Annotated in this window: 19 protein-coding genes; 8 read left to right on the top strand and 11 right to left on the bottom strand. The window is 41.4% G+C overall.

From position 1 onward, the window contains the following. Positions 1-35: 35 nt before the first annotated feature. Complete coding sequence (locus H6G97_RS02505) at positions 36-251, top strand: hypothetical protein (protein WP_190939149.1); 216 nt, start codon at positions 36-38, stop codon at positions 249-251. Further along, entirely contained in the window at positions 245-616 is a 372-nt protein-coding gene (locus H6G97_RS02500; protein WP_338421560.1) for a type II toxin-antitoxin system VapC family toxin, read from the top strand. The genes H6G97_RS02505 and H6G97_RS02500 overlap by 7 nt, the downstream gene beginning before the upstream one ends. A gap of 162 nt (positions 617-778) precedes the next feature. On the opposite strand, the gene H6G97_RS54655 is transcribed toward H6G97_RS02500, so the two are convergent. The 4 genes from H6G97_RS54655 to H6G97_RS02485 are packed head-to-tail and all read right to left on the bottom strand — an operon-like array spanning position 779 to position 4,401. After that, positions 779-2,419 (bottom strand): AAA-like domain-containing protein, encoded by a 1,641-nt coding sequence (locus H6G97_RS54655; RefSeq protein ID WP_190939147.1) that lies wholly within the window; start codon positions 2,417-2,419, stop codon positions 779-781. A 52-nt stretch (positions 2,420-2,471) separates the two neighbouring features. Beyond that, entirely contained in the window at positions 2,472-2,723 is a 252-nt protein-coding gene (locus tag H6G97_RS52160) for an AAA-like domain-containing protein (RefSeq protein ID WP_242054787.1), read from the bottom strand. Next, positions 2,650-4,047, bottom strand: coding sequence for an AAA-like domain-containing protein (locus H6G97_RS02490; RefSeq protein ID WP_242054786.1), 1,398 nt, complete (start codon positions 4,045-4,047; stop codon positions 2,650-2,652). Before H6G97_RS02490 ends, H6G97_RS52160 begins: the two co-directional genes overlap by 74 nt. A 9-nt stretch (positions 4,048-4,056) precedes the next feature. After that, positions 4,057-4,401 carry a CU044_2847 family protein gene (locus tag H6G97_RS02485; protein WP_190939146.1) on the bottom strand — a complete coding sequence of 115 codons (345 nt, stop codon included), beginning with the start codon at positions 4,399-4,401 and terminating at the stop codon, positions 4,057-4,059. Between the two features lie 185 nt (positions 4,402-4,586). Between H6G97_RS02485 and H6G97_RS02480 the strand changes: the two genes are divergently transcribed. Together H6G97_RS02480 and H6G97_RS02475 are read left to right on the top strand one after the other, a co-directional pair. Then, positions 4,587-5,732, top strand: a complete 1,146-nt coding sequence (locus H6G97_RS02480; RefSeq protein WP_190939145.1) for an ATP-binding response regulator — start codon at positions 4,587-4,589, stop codon at positions 5,730-5,732. A 191-nt stretch (positions 5,733-5,923) separates the two neighbouring features. Further along, complete coding sequence (locus H6G97_RS02475) at positions 5,924-7,306, top strand: aldehyde dehydrogenase (RefSeq protein WP_190939144.1); 1,383 nt, start codon at positions 5,924-5,926, stop codon at positions 7,304-7,306. 67 nt (positions 7,307-7,373) lie between these two features. On the opposite strand, the gene H6G97_RS02470 is transcribed toward H6G97_RS02475, so the two are convergent. The 3 genes from H6G97_RS02470 to H6G97_RS02460 form a co-directional block, all read right to left on the bottom strand. Then, positions 7,374-7,979, bottom strand: coding sequence for a sulfite oxidase-like oxidoreductase (locus H6G97_RS02470; RefSeq protein WP_190939143.1), 606 nt, complete (start codon positions 7,977-7,979; stop codon positions 7,374-7,376). 309 nt (positions 7,980-8,288) lie between these two features. Next, positions 8,289-8,462, bottom strand: coding sequence for a 50S ribosomal protein L32 (gene rpmF, locus H6G97_RS02465; RefSeq protein ID WP_094328804.1), 174 nt, complete (start codon positions 8,460-8,462; stop codon positions 8,289-8,291). Positions 8,463-8,574: 112 nt separating this feature from the next. After that, positions 8,575-9,042, bottom strand: coding sequence for a hypothetical protein (locus H6G97_RS02460; protein ID WP_190939142.1), 468 nt, complete (start codon positions 9,040-9,042; stop codon positions 8,575-8,577). A gap of 201 nt (positions 9,043-9,243) precedes the next feature. Here H6G97_RS02460 and H6G97_RS02455 point away from each other — a divergent pair, with 201 nt between their 5' ends. Then, the gene (locus H6G97_RS02455) at positions 9,244-11,121 is read left to right on the top strand and encodes a caspase family protein (RefSeq protein ID WP_190939141.1); all 1,878 of its coding nucleotides are present in this window, start codon (positions 9,244-9,246) and stop codon (positions 11,119-11,121) included. Between the two features lie 123 nt (positions 11,122-11,244). On the opposite strand, the gene H6G97_RS02450 is transcribed toward H6G97_RS02455, so the two are convergent. Further along, on the bottom strand, positions 11,245-11,622 hold the full coding sequence (locus H6G97_RS02450; RefSeq protein ID WP_190939140.1) for a Mo-dependent nitrogenase C-terminal domain-containing protein: 378 nt from the start codon (positions 11,620-11,622) through the stop codon (positions 11,245-11,247). A gap of 755 nt (positions 11,623-12,377) precedes the next feature. On the opposite strand from H6G97_RS02450, the gene H6G97_RS02445 reads away from it, so the two are divergent. Then, positions 12,378-12,758 carry a hypothetical protein gene (locus H6G97_RS02445; protein ID WP_190939139.1) on the top strand — a complete coding sequence of 127 codons (381 nt, stop codon included), beginning with the start codon at positions 12,378-12,380 and terminating at the stop codon, positions 12,756-12,758. A 216-nt stretch (positions 12,759-12,974) separates the two neighbouring features. Here the strand turns inward: H6G97_RS02445 and H6G97_RS02440 are convergent, their stop codons facing one another. From H6G97_RS02440 to H6G97_RS02430, 3 genes are all read right to left on the bottom strand, one after another. After that, positions 12,975-14,747 (bottom strand): ribonuclease J, encoded by a 1,773-nt coding sequence (locus H6G97_RS02440; RefSeq protein WP_190939138.1) that lies wholly within the window; start codon positions 14,745-14,747, stop codon positions 12,975-12,977. 285 nt (positions 14,748-15,032) lie between these two features. Beyond that, positions 15,033-15,917, bottom strand: a complete 885-nt coding sequence (gene dapA, locus H6G97_RS02435) for a 4-hydroxy-tetrahydrodipicolinate synthase (RefSeq protein ID WP_190939137.1) — start codon at positions 15,915-15,917, stop codon at positions 15,033-15,035. 128 nt (positions 15,918-16,045) lie between these two features. Next, positions 16,046-17,083, bottom strand: coding sequence for an aspartate-semialdehyde dehydrogenase (locus tag H6G97_RS02430; RefSeq protein WP_190939136.1), 1,038 nt, complete (start codon positions 17,081-17,083; stop codon positions 16,046-16,048). 823 nt (positions 17,084-17,906) lie between these two features. Between H6G97_RS02430 and tig the strand changes: the two genes are divergently transcribed. Together tig and clpP are read left to right on the top strand one after the other, a co-directional pair. Further along, entirely contained in the window at positions 17,907-19,349 is a 1,443-nt protein-coding gene (gene tig, locus H6G97_RS02425; protein ID WP_190939135.1) for a trigger factor, read from the top strand. A gap of 324 nt (positions 19,350-19,673) precedes the next feature. After that, a complete protein-coding gene (clpP, locus tag H6G97_RS02420) occupies positions 19,674-20,372 on the top strand; it encodes an ATP-dependent Clp endopeptidase proteolytic subunit ClpP (protein WP_190939134.1) in 699 nt (232 codons plus the stop codon).

Below are 20,372 nucleotides of genomic sequence, written 5' to 3'. Positions count from 1 at the left end.
CAAATAGTTAAACGTTGCATCTGATGTAGAAAATCATGCTACCTTTTAAGAAAAAAATAGTGACTGATGAAGCGATGCGTCCGGTAGCGGTGTTGATTGATTATCAGGACTGGCAGCAAATTGAGAAGATATTAGAAGCTCATCAATCACAAAAAAAACAAGAGTTTAATTTAAACCAGTATGCTGGTGTAATTCAACTAACTCAAGACCCATTAGAATATCAGCAGCAAATTAGGGATGAGTGGTGTTGACACAACCTTTAATTTTGTTAGATACAAACATAGTCTTGTATTTTTTTGGTGGTCGCTTGCTAAATCCACTACCATCAGGACAATATTTTATTTCAGTGATTACTGAGATTGAATTGCTCTCTTATCCAAGTCTCAGTTTAGAAGAAGAAACACAAATTATTGATTTTTTAAATAAAATTACAATTATTGGTATTGATAGTAATATTAAAAATTTAACAATTACATTTCGTAAACAATACAAACTCAAGCTTCCTGACGCAATAATTGCAGCAACTGCAAAATCTATAAATGCAATATTGTTTACGAATGATGTAAGATTAGCTAATTTAACAGAAATTAACACTCAGGCAGTGCAAATTGTGTAATGTGAGCGATCGCTTGTTCTGTGGCGAGGTGCGATCGCTATTCCTTCCACGGCAGAATTCCAGCAAGTTCTGGATAACCTCACCTCTGGGAAATGAGCGATCGCTTGTTTTGAGGTGAGAATTCAAAGCTTGCCGGCAGTGATTTTATCCTTGGTAATTTCTTCATTGCTTGATATCTTTATCCTTAACCTGTTTAAACATAAATCCGCTTTCAAAAGGTGCGCCGGGATTTCTTTCTACTTTGACAAGAACAGGTTCTTGTTGGCGATCGCCTTTATTATCAAAATAGAGTGGATAACCTGAAGTTTCCTTCGATGAAAGATTAACAGATTTGAGGTTTTTCAACACAGTCTGACGAGTGGGATTGTTAGACATAGAAATAGCTTTAATAAAAGCCTGAGTCGCATCATAAGTAGTAGCCGTGCGCCAGCTAATCTGCCCTCCCCATCTTTTTTTAGCTTCATCTGCAAATGGTCTTGAGGTGTCTTCCTCTGCAAACCAGGGTACAACTAGAACCAAACCTTCAACGGCTTCTCCACCTGACCTCAAAATTTCTGGATTGTATAAAGCATCTGCTCCTAGCATAGGTAGTTTTTTGCTTCCTTTATTTACCAAAATTTTTTGAGCGCGGGTAATTTCAATCACTACAGAAATTAACTCTGTGTTCGGAAACAAAATAACTGCATCCGCTTGATCTTGAAAAACGCTAAGTAAAAGTTCGGCAGGGGCATTCAGTGTAGGAAGAGCTAAATTAATACTTCGTAGAACTTTTCCCTTTTTAAATGATTTTTGAAACTCTGTATATAGGCTCTGACTATAAATATTATCAGGATTATAGAAGATAACAATTTTTTTGTAACCCTGACTTGCAGCATATTCCGCTAATTTTTTAGCACTTTCTATGTCAGAAGGTACTGTTCTAAAGAAGACTTTATTTTTTAATTGTTCTGGATCATCCTGAGATTGCCAGTTTTCGATAATATGTGATCGCACCAATTCCTCTACTCCCGTGACCTCCGTACCATTTGCAACGAGATTACAAAGCTTTTGGGTGAGAAATGGTTGCCCACCAGTCCAATTTAAAATCTCTTGCAGTATTGCTTGGGGATTACTAACTTTCCCTTCTAAACCTTTAGCTAATAGCTTCGCTTCTTGGAATTGAAACCCATTTAATTCAATCGCTCGACCAATATTAAATGGTGTGCGCCTTTTATCTTGAATCAAATATGATGGAGTCGCCACACCCAATAGACAAAATGTCAGGCGTTTATATACTGGTTTATCAACTCGCTGATTATAGCAGAACCGGATCAAAGCAAAAAAATCGTCTGTGGAAAAATTCTTCAGGCTCAGAACACTATCGATTTCATCGACAAAAATCACAATCTTACCGGAAATATGCTTGAGTAAAATTTCCTCAAGAAATTTGCTCAAACGCTGCACTCGTGACAATAATTGCGGGCGATTCCACCAACTAGCTAAATCAAAATGTTCATATAAGTTCAGACTGCTAATTAGACTATTTATTACCCCTCTGTACCATTGCCCTTGGGTAATATCTGTACCAATCTCGTTCAAGTCGATGGCTGCACAAATAATTCCGTCTGCCTGCAACCGTTCCATAATTCTTACACGCAGGCTCGATTTGCCCATTTGTCGTGAATTTAGGACATAACAAAATTCCCCCGCTATCAACCCTTTGTACAAGTCTTCATCTGCCTGTCGCTTCACATAGGTGGGGGCATCAGGTGGTAGACTACCCCCGACTTTGTATTCGTAGTTTGGCAGAGGTGCTGGATTCATTAGTGATATCTAATACAGTTGCAGGAGTTAAAGTTTTGCGAATTTTACCTGATCACTGCACCCGTAGGCGATCGCGAAAATACAGGCGATACAAATCACACAAGGGCAGAACATCATTGCCTGTGTACTTCACCAGTCCCATATTTCGTAATCTAGATGCTTTTCCTGCGTCTATTCTAACTGGGTCATTGACAGTAACTACTTGCCTCATGACTTTCAGTAGTTCTGGATTATCCTGCAAAATTGACCAATGGCGCAGCAGGTGGTCGCCATATAAACCTTCTTCGGTAGGTGCAATTTTCAATAATTCTGTCAACGTCAGATTGGGCTTGTGTTATTTTATACAATGCTTTTTTCACCAGCCAAGGATGCCCACCCACCATCGCCATCAGTTGGGCGACTTGCTCTCTATTCCAATAAAGTTTGAGGTGTTGCGCCAATTTCAGTATCTGCACCTCATTTAATTCTCGTATTTCAATGAGCTTCCCCACATTAAACGGCGATTTATTGGTATCTATGGGAATGAAATCTTCTTTAGAATAGGCAATCACCAATCGTAGTTTTTGCCAAATAAGTTTAGTCTTAGCCTTCTCATACCAAGCTCGCAGCAAGGGAAGAAAGTCACAAGCAATTTTTTGATGGGAGAAAATCACATCAACGTTATCCAATCCCAAAATTAAGGGACTGCTGATTACTGGTAGGAGATATCTTTCAAAATAGTTTGTACAATTGCTATTGGCACCTAGTGCATCTCGCCAGTTTTCAGCTAGGTTATTCGGTAGATGCAATTCCTCAGTTATACTGCCACAAAACCACTGCAAGAAGCGTTCTAAAGTCTTGAAAACTTCTTTTTCTGGCTCCTGAAAGTCCACTCGCACTGTTTGATAGCTTTCTTGAGTTCCATAATCGAGAATCTGGTTCATTAAGTAGGTTTTGCCCCATTGCAAAGGAGCCTTTATCCGAATTAATGCTCCTGACTTATTATTAATCTCTTTAAAACAATCAAAATAAAAAGCTTGATCAAAAAACAGAAGTTCGTGTTCTGAAAATGTTTCTGGATGCAGCAAACTTTCCAAGCCAGCCCAATTTTCTTGAACTGTGGTTAATGGTACAGCTAATCCTCCTTGGGTATTGTCATAAGCGGCAATCATCCCAACTACCGCTTGCAATTGAATATCAAACACAGGGGAACCACTATAGCCACCGATGATCTGTTGTGCATCTGCCATTACCCGCAACCGTAACATTGATAAGTTACTAAAATCGGAATGGCGGTTAGCATCAGTTATACTGCCTTCAATCGTCCCACCTTCAGGGAAGTCAGAACGCCCATAGCCAATAGAGCGAAATTGATTTCCTGGCGCAAAAGTTAGCGATAAGAGTACAGCTTGACCTTGATAACCAGATAATTGCAATATTGCGAAATCATCACGGGTGCGATCGCCTAGATAAACCAACTCAACCCCTTGCCCATTTACTCGGACATTTTCCCAACCTCCTGCTGAATCAACTACATGGGCGCAGGTGAGTAAATGTCCATTGGGTGAGATAAAAAAGCCCGTGCCTTGGATGTAACCTTCTGGGGTAGCGATCGCTACGGTACAAGCTTTAACTAATTCCCAGTTCATGAAAATTTATTACTTGTTTTCTTCGGATGCCAGTTTCCAAGTTATTTTCACCTTCAGTGATGCCTGCCCAGTGGATTCGACTACATAGACTGAGCCTTTGGCGGTAAAATTCACGCCAAACTCAACTTCTCCGCTTACGGGTTGTGATTCTTGCTGCAAGGTACGAAACGCCTTTGTAATTGGGCGACACCCGCGAACAATCAATTCCTTAACTGCATCGAAGTTAGCCTCTACTTTTTCTATAGGTAATTCACCAGTAGGCGATACACGACCTACTGATGCATCTGGTAGCTCAACTGCTACCAAAATCGTGCCCCCATCCTCTGTATTCAGTTCTAGAAGCTTACGAGCCATAATTTAATTAGCTTGTGGCTATATCTAAAAAAGGTAAGTAAAGTTGTTTTGAAAGCCAATTTATATAAATTTTTAGATAAACAATTTTTTTTGGAGAAAGTATATCTAAGGATAATATCTAGTAAAACTATACCAATAAACCAGTTTCCCTAAAAATTTACTTTTACCTCGTACCTTGCATCTATATGACTTCACAATCTTCTCGCTCTGACAAAATTCTGGTTGTTGATGACTCTCCTGATAACGTGTTTTTGATCAAAACTATTTTGGAGGAAGAAGGTTACACCATTAGCACCGCAGAAAATGGAATTTCGGCCTTGGCAGAATTGAAAGCTTCTCCTTGTGACTTGGTTCTGCTGGATCTGATGATGCCAGATATGGACGGGTACGAAGTTACCAAGCACATTCGCGGAGATATGAAATTGCCACAATATATCCCCATACTGCTGATAACTGCCCACGATGCGCCCAACGTCGCCCACGGACTAGACTTAGGTGCTGATGATTTTATCCGCAAACCTGTAACAGTAGATGAATTGCTGGCACGAGTGCGATCGCTCCTGCGTTTGAAGCATAGTATGGATGAACGTGATGAAATTGCCCGTCAGCGAGAAGATTTTGTCTCCCGCCTTACCCACGATTTACGCACTCCCTTAGTAGCCGCCGATCGCATGTTGATGCTATTTCAACAAGGGGCGTTGGGGACATTATCACCGCAAATGCAGGAAGTAATCGCCATCATGGCGCGTAGCAATGTAAACTTGCTTTCTATGGTCAATACCTTATTAGAAGTTTATCGCTTTGAAGCAGGCCGCAAAAGTTTGGCGTTTCAACCAGTTAATCTGGGCCAACTGCTAGATGAAGTGACTGGAGAATTGTCACCCTTAGCTCAAGATAAAACACTGTCCCTAAATTTGGACATTACTGGAGAGTCAAACACAAACACAGTCATGGGCGATCGCTTGGAGTTGCATCGTCTATTTACCAATCTCATAGGGAATGCCATCAAATTTACCGAAGCTGGATCTATTACTATTCGTTTTACTTCTCAACGCCAGTTCGATAAAAGCAATCAATCTCAGTTCTCTGAAAAATCCAATTCCGTTGACTACATTAGAATTGAAATAGCGGATACTGGCCCAGGTATTCCCCCTGAAGAACAAGCCACCATCTTTGAACGATTTCGCCAAGGCAGCCATAAGAGTTCTGGTAGTGGTTTAGGATTGTACCTTGCTCGTCGAATTGTCGAGGCACATCAAGGTATTATTCTGCTTAATTCTGAGTTGGGCAAAGGTAGTGTATTTATTGTGCTTCTACCCACCAAGGCATGAAAAAAGTAGTAATCATAAATTATGAATTGTAGAGTTTTTTATCCTGGCAATTCATGATTTATAACTTTACTACTATCTACCAATAATTTAAATTAAAAATCTAAATTAGATAATTAAACGCTAAATATTTACGAACCAAATATGCTGAGATCATAGTATTGGTATTAAACAGTTTTTGATAGGACAAAACAATGATTACCACTGAATTATCTAACATTGGCAATATTATCCAGACTCAGCGATATTTTTTTCAAACGGGCAAAACTAAAGATGTAAACTTTCGCATTGAACAACTGAAAAATCTTAAGCAAGCAATTATCGAGCATGAACAGTCAATAGTCGAGGCATTAAAAGCGGATTTACATAAACCAGAAGTAGAAACTTACCTTACAGAAATTAGCGTAATTAAGGATATTGATTACGCCATCAAACATCTTCAAAACTGGAGTAAGCCAAAAAAAGCAGCAGTTTCCTGGGATTTTTTTTCGTACTCAGCAAAAATTTATCCAGAACCATTAGGAGTTGTCTTAATTATCGGCCCTTGGAACTATCCATTTCAATTAATTATCTCACCGTTAGTAGGTGCGATCGCAGCTGGGAATTGTGCAATTATCAAACCTTCAGAAATTGCTTCTCATACCTCTGATGTCATTGCTAAGATTATTGCCAAACATTTTGACCCTGCTTATCTTGCGGTGGTTGAAGGAGGCGTGGAAGCAAGTCAAAAACTACTGGCAGAAAAGTTTGACCATATCTTTTTTACTGGTGGCACAGCTGTCGGTAAAATTATCATGGCAGCAGCAGCAAAATATCTCACACCAGTTACTTTAGAATTGGGTGGTAAAAGTCCTTGTATCGTAGATACTGACATTAATCTTGAACACACTGTTAAACGAATTACTTGGGGCAAATTTATTAATGCTGGACAAACTTGTATCGCCCCCGACTATCTTTTAGTTAATAAAACAATCAAAAAAGATTTAATAGATGGTCTGGAAAAATCTTTAAAAGAATTTTATGGTGATAATCCTGCAAACAGTCCTGATTATGCCCGAATTATCAGTGAAAAACACTTTGAGAGATTAGTTACTTTTCTCAAAGACGGTGAAGTTGTCATCGGTGGAGAAAATCAACCTTCAGAGCGTTATATTGCCCCAACACTGATTGATAATGTCTCCCTAGAAGATTCTGTAATGCAGGAAGAAATCTTTGGGCCCATTTTACCGATCATTGAATATACTGACATTGCAGAAGCGATCGCCTTGATTAACTCTAGACCTAAACCCTTGGCGTTATACTTATTTTCCCAAAACAAAAGCCTACAAAATCGAGTTTTGCAGGAAACTTCATCTGGTGGAGTTTGTATTAACGACACAGTGATGCAGGTTGGTGTATCGTCTTTGCCATTTGGTGGGGTGGGAGATAGTGGTATTGGCAATTATCACGGCAAAGCTAGTTTTGACACCTTTTCCCATCACAAAAGTGTGTTGCAAAACTCTTTCTGGCTCGATTTAAAATGGCGATACGCTCCATATCAGGGCAAATTGCCGCTAATCAAGAAACTTCTGGGATAAAAAGATGAAAGGGTACAGGTGATAGAGTATAGTTTTTCTTTACTGTAACCTGTTCCCTTCTTCACTATTAAAATCCAAAAGCGTTGCTGTAACGCTCCTCAGCCCAAGGTTCACCACGGCGATGGTAGCCATTGCGCTCCCAAAAACCAAGTTCTTCAGCAGCTAAAAATTCCAAACCATTAATCCACTTTGCACTTTTCCAAGCGTACAGATGGGGTACAACTAGGCGCATCGGCCCACCATGTTCAGATGGAAGGTCTTCACCAAAGACTTTAAAAGCAAAGAAGTTTTCTTCGCGCAGAAAATCTTCTACAGAAATATTGGTAGTGTAGCCCCCATAGCAGTGTTCCATAACGTGGGCTACTTTGGGGTCTAGTTCAATCAGACCCATGAAATCTGTGACTTTAATGCCAGTCCATTTGACATCAAGCTTAGACCAGCGCGTTACACAGTGGAAGTCTGCTGTAAATTCGTGTTGAGGTAGCGCCATAAAGTCTGACCAGCTAAAAGTAGCAGGTTTTGCCAAACCCCAAACTCGAAACTCCCATTCCTCAATGTTGACTTGGGGAGTTTCACCGTAAGTTAATACGGGGAAACCTTTAGCTAAGTGTTGCCCAGGAGGGACGCGATCGCTCTCTTCCTTCCCTGGTTTTTGAAAAAATTTTCCTAGCATAGTTAGAGAAAAATAAGTTTTCTCAAGATGTTTACAAGCTTTTTTACTGAGTTGCCAACAGCACTAAATGTTTGACTCTTTATTATGATTACGCGATCATTACTTATGAATGATAGGTAATGGGTAATGGATATTCCCAATTACTCACTACCAATTTTATCGATCTAATGAGCTTGTGTAGAGTCTCTATGATTCATAATGCAATCAGGAAAGCTAAGAAAAAGCATTTATCCAGTGTTAAGAAGTTTGATTGGTGAATTATAGCAATCATATCTATCGGTGCTGTTCACGCTTTTCCTGACTGGGAAATTATGATTCTTCTTCCTCTTCTTCAGCAGCTGGATATACAAATGTAGAACGTCCAGTCAAAATTGATTTGCCCAGAGACAGGGCTTTCTGAGCTTCGACGACGGCTTTGTGCCTCCAGGTAGCTCGACGTTTATCTCGTTTTGATTTTGAAGTTTTCTTCTTAGGAACAGCCATGTCAGCAGATATCGCAATTCTTGACAACCTTACTATTCTAGGCCATCCACTGACGCGAAGAGCAACAGTAAAGGCAATTAATGAATTGCCCCTACTGAAAATCAGAGTTCGGCTATGGTTTACCTAAGTTTTGGTTATTGTCAAAGAAAAGTAGTGATCGCGCAGTTTTGAAGTAAGTTGCCCAATTTTGAGCATCGGGACGCGATCGCCATTGGGGACGACTGACATCTAATGTCAAGACTGGTGCGATCGCCCCATAATTTTGTACGGATACAATTATTGAAACATCTGTCACCAAGATATCTTGGTCGAAGCTCCTTTGAGCAGCTGCCCTAGCCGCCGCTTCCGCTCTTGTGAGAACGGTTTCATAGTTTTCTTCCGGCAGACGGTCAATAGCTAGATCGACTCTAGCGGTGTAAGCTCGCACAACCTGCGGTGCGATCGCTTCCATCAAAAACCACGCAGGAACAGTAGATATGAGCAAAACTACTAAAGGAATTATCCGGATTCTTCTGGCAATTTGGCTAATAACTGAAAAGGGAGTGATCGATGATGGTAGGTGAGCAGAAATCTTGCTCATGACCTTCTATCTCCTTAGTGATAATCTTTATATTGAAATTAGGTAAAAGGTATTTTCCGGTCTACAAGCGTAATAAAAATTACATCCTAGCTTAAGATTCGAATAGAATCACCTAGACTATAAGACATAGGTTAGCTTTGTTTTTTTAGCAAAGCCAACCGCAATTTTAAGACCAGCAAACAATAACTGACAAATAGCGGGATGGCAAATTACTGGGCGATTGCGATTGGCATCAATCAATATCAGTTATTTCAACCTTTAAGTTTTGCCCAAGCAGATGCTGAGGCACTAGAAGATTTTTTGGTGACAGAGGCAGGTTTTATTCCCAACCACTGTCTAGTCATGACAGATACTTCGCCGCCGATTGGGAATAGGTCAACTTACCCGACAAAGGAGAATATTTTGCTGCTACTTGAGGATTTAGCAGCAACAAGTTGGCAACCGGAAGACTATCTGTGGTTATTCTTTAGCGGTTATGGAGTCAACTACAAGGGCAAAGATTACTTAATGCCAGTAGAGGGCAACCCCGAACTAGTACAAGAGACTGGCATAAAATTGCGATCGCTAATGCAAAGTCTGCAACTTGCTGACTTAAATGTATTGTTACTACTCGATATCAACCGCGCTTTTGGCACTCAAGCGGATGCTCCGGTTGGTGAAGAAACAATAGAATTAGCCCAAGAACTACAACTTGCGACAATTCTTTCTTGTCAACCAGAGCAATTTTCCCATGAAAGTAGCGAATTAGGTCACGGATTCTTTACAGCAGCTTTGTTAGAAGCTTTACGCTCTGGTAATGGCAGCAACTTGGCAGATTTAGAAAGCTACCTAAGCCTGATCGTGCCAAAATTATGTCACCATCACTGGCGTCCTGTCCAAAACCCTGCCACGATCATCCCATCAAGGCAGCAAGTAATTTTGCCAAAATTGGCAATCGAAAGTGATTTTCAATCAGAAGCGGTGATTTATCCCGAAGAATCTTTTGCTGTTGCCCTTGCAGCTCCTCCCCTCGACGATTACCCTAAAACTTCAGCAGAACGGGGTAAATGGGGAGAGGCTAGTGTAAACTCCTCCCAACAGGTGAAAGGCAAAAAAGTCCAGGAGTCAGGAGGCGGCTTAATCTCGCAGCCAATGGCGGAAACTTCTTTGGGAGCGAATACCAGAGGAAGATTTATCCCCAATTCCTCCAAAGGTTACGTCTCTCGATTGCCATCGAATCAGCCAAGCCTCCCTTTTTGGAAACAATTTATTTTGTGGGGCGGAGGCAGCTTGCTAGTAGCAGGTTTAATCGCTGTAGTTTTTCTGCGTAATCAAGAAACTTTTAGAATTAAGCAAATATCAAGTACATCACCTAATGCTACTGTTAGCGATCGCCAGGTTGTGGAGAATTTACCAAGCGATGTCTACGACGGGCTACGCCTACGCACTCCACCAGTTAGACTCAAAAACCAATCTAGCGCCCAAATAGTCTCTAGTTCCGAGTCGAAAAAACGCAATCAAGCAGTATTAGACTTGGCAAAAATGTCGCTCAGACAAACTCAGGCTAGCGATTTAAGCATGGCGATCGCTACAGCCCGGAAAATTCGACCCGGTGAACCACTGTACGAACAAGCTCAGGAGAATATTAAGATTTGGAGCCAGATGATTTTAGATTTAGCAGAAGGTCGTGCTAAACAAAGACAGTATGCTAGCGCTATTGCTGCCGCTCGATTAATCACCAAAAATGAAGCCCCTTATGCCAAAGCACAAGCAGCAATTAACCTGTGGCGGCTAGAGGGCAAGCAGTATGTGAGTAACAAAACTCTTTTAGATGCAGCTAATGCCCTAATTAAGCCTGAACAGGCATCTACCTACAATCGGGCAATCGAAGTTGCTAAGAAAGTACCAGCAGGTCAACCAGGCTTCGATACTGCCCAAAAATCGATCAATAAATGGAGTGAGAAAATTTTAGACATGGCAAAGCGTCGCGCCGCCCAGGGAGAACGTAATGCCGGAATTGCCACCGCAGCTTTAGTGCCAGAGGAGACAACAGCTTACGAAGATGCTCAGGATGCAATTCAAAAATGGCAAAAGAAATAGTAAAAAAATAGTAAAAGAATAGCTAGGAGTTAGGAGTTAGGAGTTATATTATTGATCCCCAAGCCTATTACTCCTTACTCATAACTTTCCTTTCAGCACTGGCTTAATGCTGCGCTAACGGCATTAGCAGTACTGCGATACATCTTCGCCACATTCGTCGGCTAAATAGCACAACGCTCGAAAACGTAAACCAACCACTTCTTCATATAAGGGGTTGAGCTTGCACATCGGTGGGATGTGAAATAAAGTCTTGCCAAATAATTTGACATCGCGCTCAAAGGGGCACTGAGATGGAATCAGTTTGCACAAGCGGTGAGCTAGTTGGCGATCGCGGACTTGAATGTTTTCTACCCGTTGCCGTAGGGGTTGGAGAATATCCCAATAAGGCTTGGAAATAGAACGGTTTAGCTGGGTTGCTTTATGGTCACTTGTCTCTGCTTGATTGATTGATACCCAGCTAGCCAGAAAAATCTTTTTTGTGGTATTGTCGAATACCTTCATGGTTAACCCTCTGTGTTATTGAGGCTATTCACCTTTTTGATGAATATATACAACGTGGCAACGAACTTTCCCGGAAAAATCGCGTTCTGACTGCGATATAATGTAATACCTGATTAGCCACTTAAGTCAGAACCTAATTTATTACTACGTCAAGTTAATCGCAAATTTCTGGGGATCGGTAGTGTAATATTACGATCTTGTTCATAACTTGACACAGTTTAAATTTTAATAAAGACATCCATCATTGGATAGGTTTTAGTGTAACATTTACAGAACTTAATATAAGGTCTTTCTAAAAGTATTTTTGCTAAGTATAAACATCGGTAATATCCTAGAAGGCATTTTTCCTCTCCGTGTTCCCACTTTCTCACGTAAGTGTGTCTTGTTCATCGCTGGCTGAATACCGTAGAAATAGTGATTTTTGTTCGAGTAGAATCGATTGCGTTTCACAAAACTTAGGTTGGCAGTGGCGATTTGAGGTGATATAGTTTGAAGCGTTAAAATCAGATGAACTTCTTGCTTATGGGTGTTTCTGTACTCTACAGCGCAATTCCTCCTGGCAGTACGCTGCACGCACGCCTTCAGAGTCAAAAGGCACTCAGCGTCCTTGTAGTTTCTCTTTTCCCTATGGTTGCGGCATTTTCCGCTTTTTTGAAATTGAGGCTGAAGAGATTAATGAAATCCTTGAAGATGTTATCGAAACACACCAAGAGACTTTTGGATCTGAGCTAGAAGCAGATCGGGTAATCGCCCAATTGCGATCTGAGTTAAGGCTTACTCGTCAAGCCTATCCAGGGATTGAAGATAGAAGAGCATCACTAGAAAAAACATCTGTTGAGATCGAGAAACGTTTGTCGCAGGAGCTATCGAGAAGAAAGGTTGTGAATGCCGATGAGATTGTTGAAAAGCTCATGTTCGGAGATCAAACTCTTGCTCCACTTCTGTTATCAACAGAAGAGTCATTGGGACTTATATCTCGTGAGCTAGTCAGTGAAGGAGCCAGCATTTTTCGACAGATCGATCCTGAAACACTGTTTGCAAGAGATGAATCGTGTTTTGACGACTTCGAGGGGTGGAGAGATTTGTATCTTTTAGCAGCCGAGAAAAATGAGGAGATACTGGTTGGAGTTGCTTGAGGCGACAGCAACCTAATAAGTTAGATCCCTATGCCGTGTTGAATATTGCAAAATTTAGGCGATCGCCTCCAATAACTATAGATAATTTTTATACCCATTACAAAAGAAAGCGCAAAGACGTTCAGAAAAATTCTGTGTCTTTGCACCAATCGAAGTTTGAGCGTTGAAAGCCACTGCTCAAAGTTATCTCTGTATGAGATTTTTATCTTAAATTCTCTATGATGCTACCTGAGCAGCAGTCCGAGTCCGCCGTCTTCTCCCATCAGCAACTTTTACAGGTGGCTCATCAGGGATTTGCATCAACAAAGTCACAGATGGCTGACATTGCAATTCCCGACGAATGGAACGTTGCAATTCTCGTTCTAAAGTTCCTTGCAATCCACCCCAGTCTATATCTGCTGCTTCACCTTCACTAGGAGCAAATTCTGTCCAGCGCACAGTGAGGATTTCTTCAATGCGTTGTTTTACCCAGGTTTGTAAAAGCGATCGCTCTACACTTGTTACTACACCCCGTAGGTGAGTTTCTGGTTTTGCCAACAGTTTACCATTCCAATCAATGGCAGCTGCGATCGTGATAATCCCTTCTGAAGCCATGCGTTGCCGTTCTTGCAGGACTTTGGCACTTACCATCCCCGAACTAGTAGTATCCACTAATTCGATACCAGATGGCACTTTACCAGCGACACGAATGGCATCTTCAGTCAGTTCGACAATATCACCATTCTGAATAATGATCATGTTTTCTGCGGGAATGCCCATACCCTGAGCCGTTTCTGCGTGCTTCACTAGCATCCGATGTTCGCCGTGAAATGGCACAAAGAACTTGGGTCGAGTTAAAGCAATCATCAGCTTCTGTTCTTCCTGACAGCCGTGACCGGAGACGTGAATTCCTTTATCTCGACCATAGACCACTTTTGCACCTTGAATCATCAATTTATCAATGGTGTTGACTACTGCGATCGTATTTCCGGGAATTGGGTTAGCAGAGAATACTACTGTATCTCCTTCGCGGATTTTAATGTGAGGATGTTCTTTGTTAGCAATGCGAGTCATTGCTGCCATCGTTTCACCCTGAGAACCTGTAGTTAAAATCAGTACTCTTTCATCAGGCAGATTGCGGACTGCGTGCAATGGTTGCAGTAGATTATCTTCACATTTGATGTAACCTAAATTGCGGGCATGAGCAATCAAGTTCAGCATTGAACGCCCGACAATCGTCACTACACGATTTTGTTTCTTGGCGATATCCAAAATCATGTTGATGCGATGGACGCTGGAAGCAAAGGTAGTGACAAATAATCGCCCAGTGGCTTGACTAAATACTCTCTCCAGATTGGGATAAACTGAACGTTCTGAAGGTGTAAAGCCTGGTGTCTCTGCATTAGTAGAATCACTTAGCAGGCAAAGAACGCCTTTTTCACCATGTTCTGCTAAACGTTGCAAATCAAATTTTTCACCATCCACTGGGGTATGGTCAATTTTAAAATCCCCTGTGTGAATCACTACACCAAGGGGAGTATGAATGGCAACAGTGAAACTATCAGCAATGGAGTGGGTGTTGCGGATATATTCAACTAAAAAGTTTTTGCCAATCCGCACTACATCCCGTGGTAGAACTGTTCTAATTTCTGTGCGATCGCGGACTCCTGCTTCTTCTAATTTACCCTCTAGCATTGCCATTGCTAGTCTGGGCCCATAAATCACCGGGATATCAAATTGCTTGAGATGAAAGGCAATCCCACCAATATGATCTTCATGACCATGAGTAACAATCATCCCTTTAATTTTGTGGCGATTTTCCCGCAGATAGGTCGTATCTGGTAGAACAATATTTACCCCATGCATCGCCTCTGTGGGAAAAGCCAATCCTGCATCTAACAGGATAATTTCATCGTCATACTCAAAAAGACAGGTATTTTTCCCAATTTCGTGCAAACCGCCCAAAGGAATAATTTTCAAGGCGGAATTATTAGCTTCGTTTTTAGCCATTTTCTCCTTAGATTGTTACTTGTGGTTAATTTAGTTGATAGTTAACGAACATGTATTTAAGACAACATCATTTGTCTCTTAATTCAGTCCCAAAGCAATCAAGTTTTAATTGAAATCTTCAATTTTTTATTCAATAAAATCGACTGTACACTGAAGAATTTATAGTATGTCTATCAGTCCTAGCACAGATTTTTAAATTGCAACTTATGAACAATTATGGTCATTGTTTATATGTATCTTTAGAAAGCAGAAGCAGCAGATTACCAGCGCTTAACCAGATTGTGGTTAGATTAAGCTAAGTTCTTTCAGAACCGCTTCTAACTTTTGACTTACTTCTAAGTCAGCTTCACATAGGGGCGGACGAGTTGAACCAACCTCCCAACCTTGAAGTTTCAGTGCTTTTTTCACTGGGATGGGATTTGAAGTGAGAAATAAAGCTTTGAACAACGGGAACAGTTGGAGATGAATGTCGCTGGCTACCTCAATTTTCCCCGCCCTAAAAGCTTGAATCATCTGCTGTAGTTGGTTTCCTACCAGATGAGAAGCCACGCTTACCACGCCCTTTGCCCCGATCGCTAACAAGGGCAAAGTCATGTAATCATCACCAGAATAGATGTAGAATTCTTTTGGTGTCAAGCGACGAATTTCGCTTGCCTGATCTATATTACCAGTGGATTCTTTAATCCCGACAATATTACTAACCTCAGCTAACCGGGCAACTGTTTCTGGCTGAAGGTTTTGTCCGGTACGACCAGGGACATTATATAACAACAATGGTAAGTCGGGACAGGCTTGTGCTATTGCCTTAAAGTGCGCTTCCAATCCCGCTTGTGGCGGTTTGTTGTAATAAGGAACAACTTGTAAGGAACCATGTACTCCTATTTTAGACGCTTTTTGGGTGGCTGCGATCGCTTCTTTTGTGGAATTTGATCCACAACCTGCGATTACCTTGGCTTTTCCGGCAACAGACTGCAATACCTCGACAAACAACTGGTATTCCTCATCCCAACTGAGTGTTGGAGATTCTCCTGTTGTGCCGCACATCACCAATGTATCTGTACCGTTATTAGCTAGATGCGCCGCCAGTTCACCCGCTACATCATAGTTGACACTACCATCTGCTTTAAACGGCGTAATCATAGCGGTTAAAACATTGCCAAAATCTGCCACCCTTTTTTCACTCCTGATTACCCATATTTTTGTATCTTGGTGGTTTTCTATTGTAATAACCTGATTTGCAAATTGCTTTCAAGTGTCATTAGTCATTTGTTATTTATCCTTTGTTACTTAACCAATGACTAATGACTAATAGCTAATGGTTTGAGTAGATTTTTCTCTACTAATAACTCGGCGATTTGTACTGCATTCAATGCTGCGCCTTTGCGGATTTGGTCGCCACATAACCATAATTCCAAGCCACAGGGATGAGAAATATCCTGACGAATTCTTCCCACTAAAACTTCATCTTGCCCTGTTGCTTCAATTGGCATCGGAAAATGATTCGTTCCCCAATCTTCTACCAATTTTACTCCAGGGGAGGAATTTAAAATTTCTTTGGCTTCCTTTGCACTAAAGGGAGTCTCAAATTCTAAATTAATGGCTTCTGAGTGGGCCCGCAATACGGGAACCCGTATACAGGTCGCAGTGATTCTGATTTGCTGCGTGCCAAATATTTTTCGGGTTTCGTTGACCATTTTCATTTCTTCCTCACAATAACCCAAATCATTTAATGGGGAGTTATGCGGGAATAAATTAAATGCCAATGGGTAAGGCAATATTTCGGCAATCGCTGGCTGTCCTTGTAGTATAGCGCTTGTTTGGGTTTTGACTTCTGCCATTGCCCTAGCCCCTGCACCACTAGCAGATTGGTAGGTTGCAGCGACGATGCGTTGTACTGGTTTAACTTTATGCAATGGCCAAACTGCCACAGCCATTAAAATTGTTGTGCAGTTGGGGTTAGCAATAATCCCTTGATGATTGGCTGCGGCTTGTGGATTCACCTCTGGTACTACTAAGGGAACTTCCGGGTTCATCCGAAAGGCACTGGAGTTGTCAATTACCACTGCGCCCTTATCGACGGCTATTGCTGCCCAAGCTTTGGATGTGGAACCACCTGCACTAGCCAGTACTATATCGACATTTTCAAAAGCGCGATCGCTCACTGGCTCTACTGGTATATTTTCACCCTTAAACCGTAGCGATCGCCCAACACTCCGCTCTGATGCCAATAGTTTTAAGTCAGCAACCGGAAAATTACGGCTTTCTAATAATTCTAGCAACTCTGTACCAACTGCACCAGTAGCTCCCAAAATAGCTAAACGATAGGATCTCGACAAATTTGCTTCCTCCTTTAAGATACTTATCTGCAATTTCTTGGAACAATTGACAATTTAGTTATATATAAATGCGATCGCAGTCTTTAAATAGATTTTGAATAGGTTTAGATTTTTCTCTAATTTAATTTATCTTTATATATTTAATACATTTATTTTTTTGGTTTTTTAATAAGTTAAGTGATGTTGCATTTTTCAACAATGACCATCTGATTTTTCATCGATTTTAAATTATATATTATTATACAACAAACCGCCATTTAGTAGAAAAATGGAGATATCTGCACTTAGACGTTTAACAGGCATCCTACCTGTAAGGCAACAAACGTCTTGGCTACAAAGTTGCTTACCAAGATGATGAATATACTAAAACCGTAATGCATAAAACCAGCACAGCATAAAACTCAGCTATGCGGTTAAGTCAGAGATGCGCTATCGTACCACAACTTAAATAATAGCTAGACTCAATACTATAACTTTAACTTGGTGGTACTAACAACTCGTTGAGAACCAGGATATCACAGCGTTAGCCCACTGAATAATTAATTCCTAACTTTTAGGGAAAGTTGGGAGATGAAGGAAGAAAAAATAAGTATGCCCAATGCCCCATTAAGCAAATTGTTATGAAGGTAAAATGTCAAGTCCTTGGTCATTGGCAGTAAACTGGATCTTTGCCCCAGGACAAACATCCATCCTTGGATGTCATCAGACCTTTTGGCAAACTCCCATTGCCCCTAAGAGACATCAAGCTATAAACGCAAACAATTATTTTATTGCGTCTTGTGTGTACTCGGAGTATAAAATACCAGAAAACTAGAGACGAAGCATGAAAGTCACCCAGGAAAAACTTCCCGCCAGCCAAATTGGCCTGGAAATAGAGATTACGCCGGAAATTACCAAGCAAACTTACGAACAGGTCATTAAGAACTTAGCGAGTACTGCCAATATTCCTGGGTTTCGTAAAGGCAAGGTGCCTCGGCCGATATTACTACAACGGCTGGGTACAACTCGAATCAAGGCAGCAGCGCTGGAAGAACTAATTCAAGATGGCATTGAGCAAGCAGTCAAACAAGAAGCCATCCCAGCAATCGGTCAGCCGCAATTGCGCTCTTCTTTTGAGGATTTAATTAAGAATTATGAACCGGGAAAACCCCTGACAATTTCGGCGGCTGTCGATGTAGAACCAGAAGTAAATTTAGTTCAGTACACCGATTTACAAGCTAAAGCTGAAGAAGTTAAGTACGATCCAGAACGAGTAGAGGCTAGCCTTGACAAGGAACGTCAAGAATTGGCGACATTGATTCCTGTGGAAGGACGTGCAGCTCAAATCGGCGATATCGCCGTAGTCGATTTTAAAGGTTCATTTGCTAGAGTTGAGGGCGAAGACGAAACAGCTGAACTAGAAGCGATTCCCGGAGCCGAAGCAACTGATTTTCAAGTTGAGTTGCAGGAAGATAAGTTTATTCCAGGCTTTATTTCGGGAATAGTGGGGATGAATCCTGAAGAAACGAAAGAAATTGCGGCGCAGTTTCCAGTTCCTTATGCTAATGAAGAATTAGCTGGAAAAGCGGCAACTTTCACAGTGACGCTCAAAGAACTGAAGGAAAAGGAACTACCAGAAGTAAATGACGATTTCGCTCAAGAAATCAGCGATTTTGAAACATTAGAGGAGTTACGCGCTTCTTTGGTAGAGCAATATCAAAAAGAGGCAGACGACAAAACAAAAACAAATAAGCAGGAAGCGTTGTTAACGGAACTGCTCAACCATGTAGAAGTTGACTTACCAGCAACCTTGATTGAGAAAGAAGTGGATGCAATGCTAACGCAAACAGCAATGCGGCTGTCTCAGCAGGGATTGGATGTGAGGAAGTTGTTTACTCAAGATATTATTCCTCAATTGCGGGAGCGATCGCGTACTGAGGCCATTGAACGTATCAAACGCTCCTTGTCCTTGCGGGAGGTCAGTAAACGCGAATCTATCGAGGTAACACCAGGAGAAATCGCAGCCAGAGTCGCAGAACTTTTAGAACAGTACCCGGAGGAACAAGACGTTGATGAAGATAGACTGCGCTCAATCGTGGAAAACGAACTATTAACCGAAAAAACCATTGATTGGCTATTAGAACATTCCTCAGTTGAACTTGTACCCGAAGGTTCCTTGAGTCCCGCAGAGGAAACGGAAGACGTAGAATCAGATGCTGATACTGATGAACCTCAGACTGAGGAAGAAAACAGCGAAACTTCTACAATAGAAGTCACAGAAGGATAATAAAAAATCCCACAGTCATGAGTTCACCAGTTCTGAGTTAAAGTACTGGTGAAGTGGGTAACGTAAGGGAGATGAGGAAGCAGGGGGAGAAATAACCAATGCCCAATGCCCAATGACCCAGGGATTAAGTCAGAATAATTAAAGAATTAATGAATTTTCGGCAAATAGTGACACCTGTTATCGCCTGAGCTTGATACTGTGTTACACGAGAGGAAATTATATGAGGCATAATGGTTAACACGTAGCTTATAAAAATTCCATTCTTGAAAAGGCAGCATCGGCTGCTGAAACATTTGTCCTAAATTATCGTCAAAGAAAGCTTGTATGCTTGAATCGCAGTCGGGAAATTCCCCAATCAGCAACTTAAGTCGAATAAACATTAACTCCCAGTTGAGCAGTCCTAGCAACATCGTACCGATGGTGATAGAACAATCTGGTATGGGAGAAAGGGCTTTCGACATCTACTCCCGCCTGCTGCGAGAGCGGATTATCTTTTTGGGAACGCCAATAGATGATACCGTAGCCAACTCAATTGTGGCTCAGTTGTTATTCCTAGACGCTGAAGACTCAGAAAAAGACATTCAACTGTATGTTAATTCTCCTGGCGGCTCGGTCTACGCAGGGATGGCAATCTATGATACAATACAACAAATTCGCCCTGATGTTGTTACCATCTGTTTTGGATTAGCCGCGAGCATGGGGGCATTTTTGTTGACAGCAGGAGCTGCCGGTAAGCGAATGTCTCTGCCCGACTCGCGGATTATGATTCACCAACCGCTTGGTGGCGCTCAAGGTCAAGCCATTGACATTGAAATTCAAGCCAGAGAAATTCTTTACGTTAAGGCTAAGTTGAATCAGTTAATGGCTCACCATACTGGTCAACCCTTAGAAAGAATTGAAGCAGATACTGAGCGCGACTTTTTTATGTCGGCTGAAGAGGCAAAAAACTACGGTTTGATTGATCAGGTCATTTCCAGACAAAATCTTCCCGTAGCAGGGGAAAACGTCACCATTCTGAAATAA

The organism is Nostoc flagelliforme FACHB-838, assembly GCF_014698065.1.
Classification (GTDB): Bacteria; Cyanobacteriota; Cyanobacteriia; order Cyanobacteriales; family Nostocaceae; genus Nostoc; species Nostoc flagelliforme_B.
Note: the sequence above shows the minus strand (reverse complement) of the source record. Positions and strands in the feature narration are given on the sequence as shown.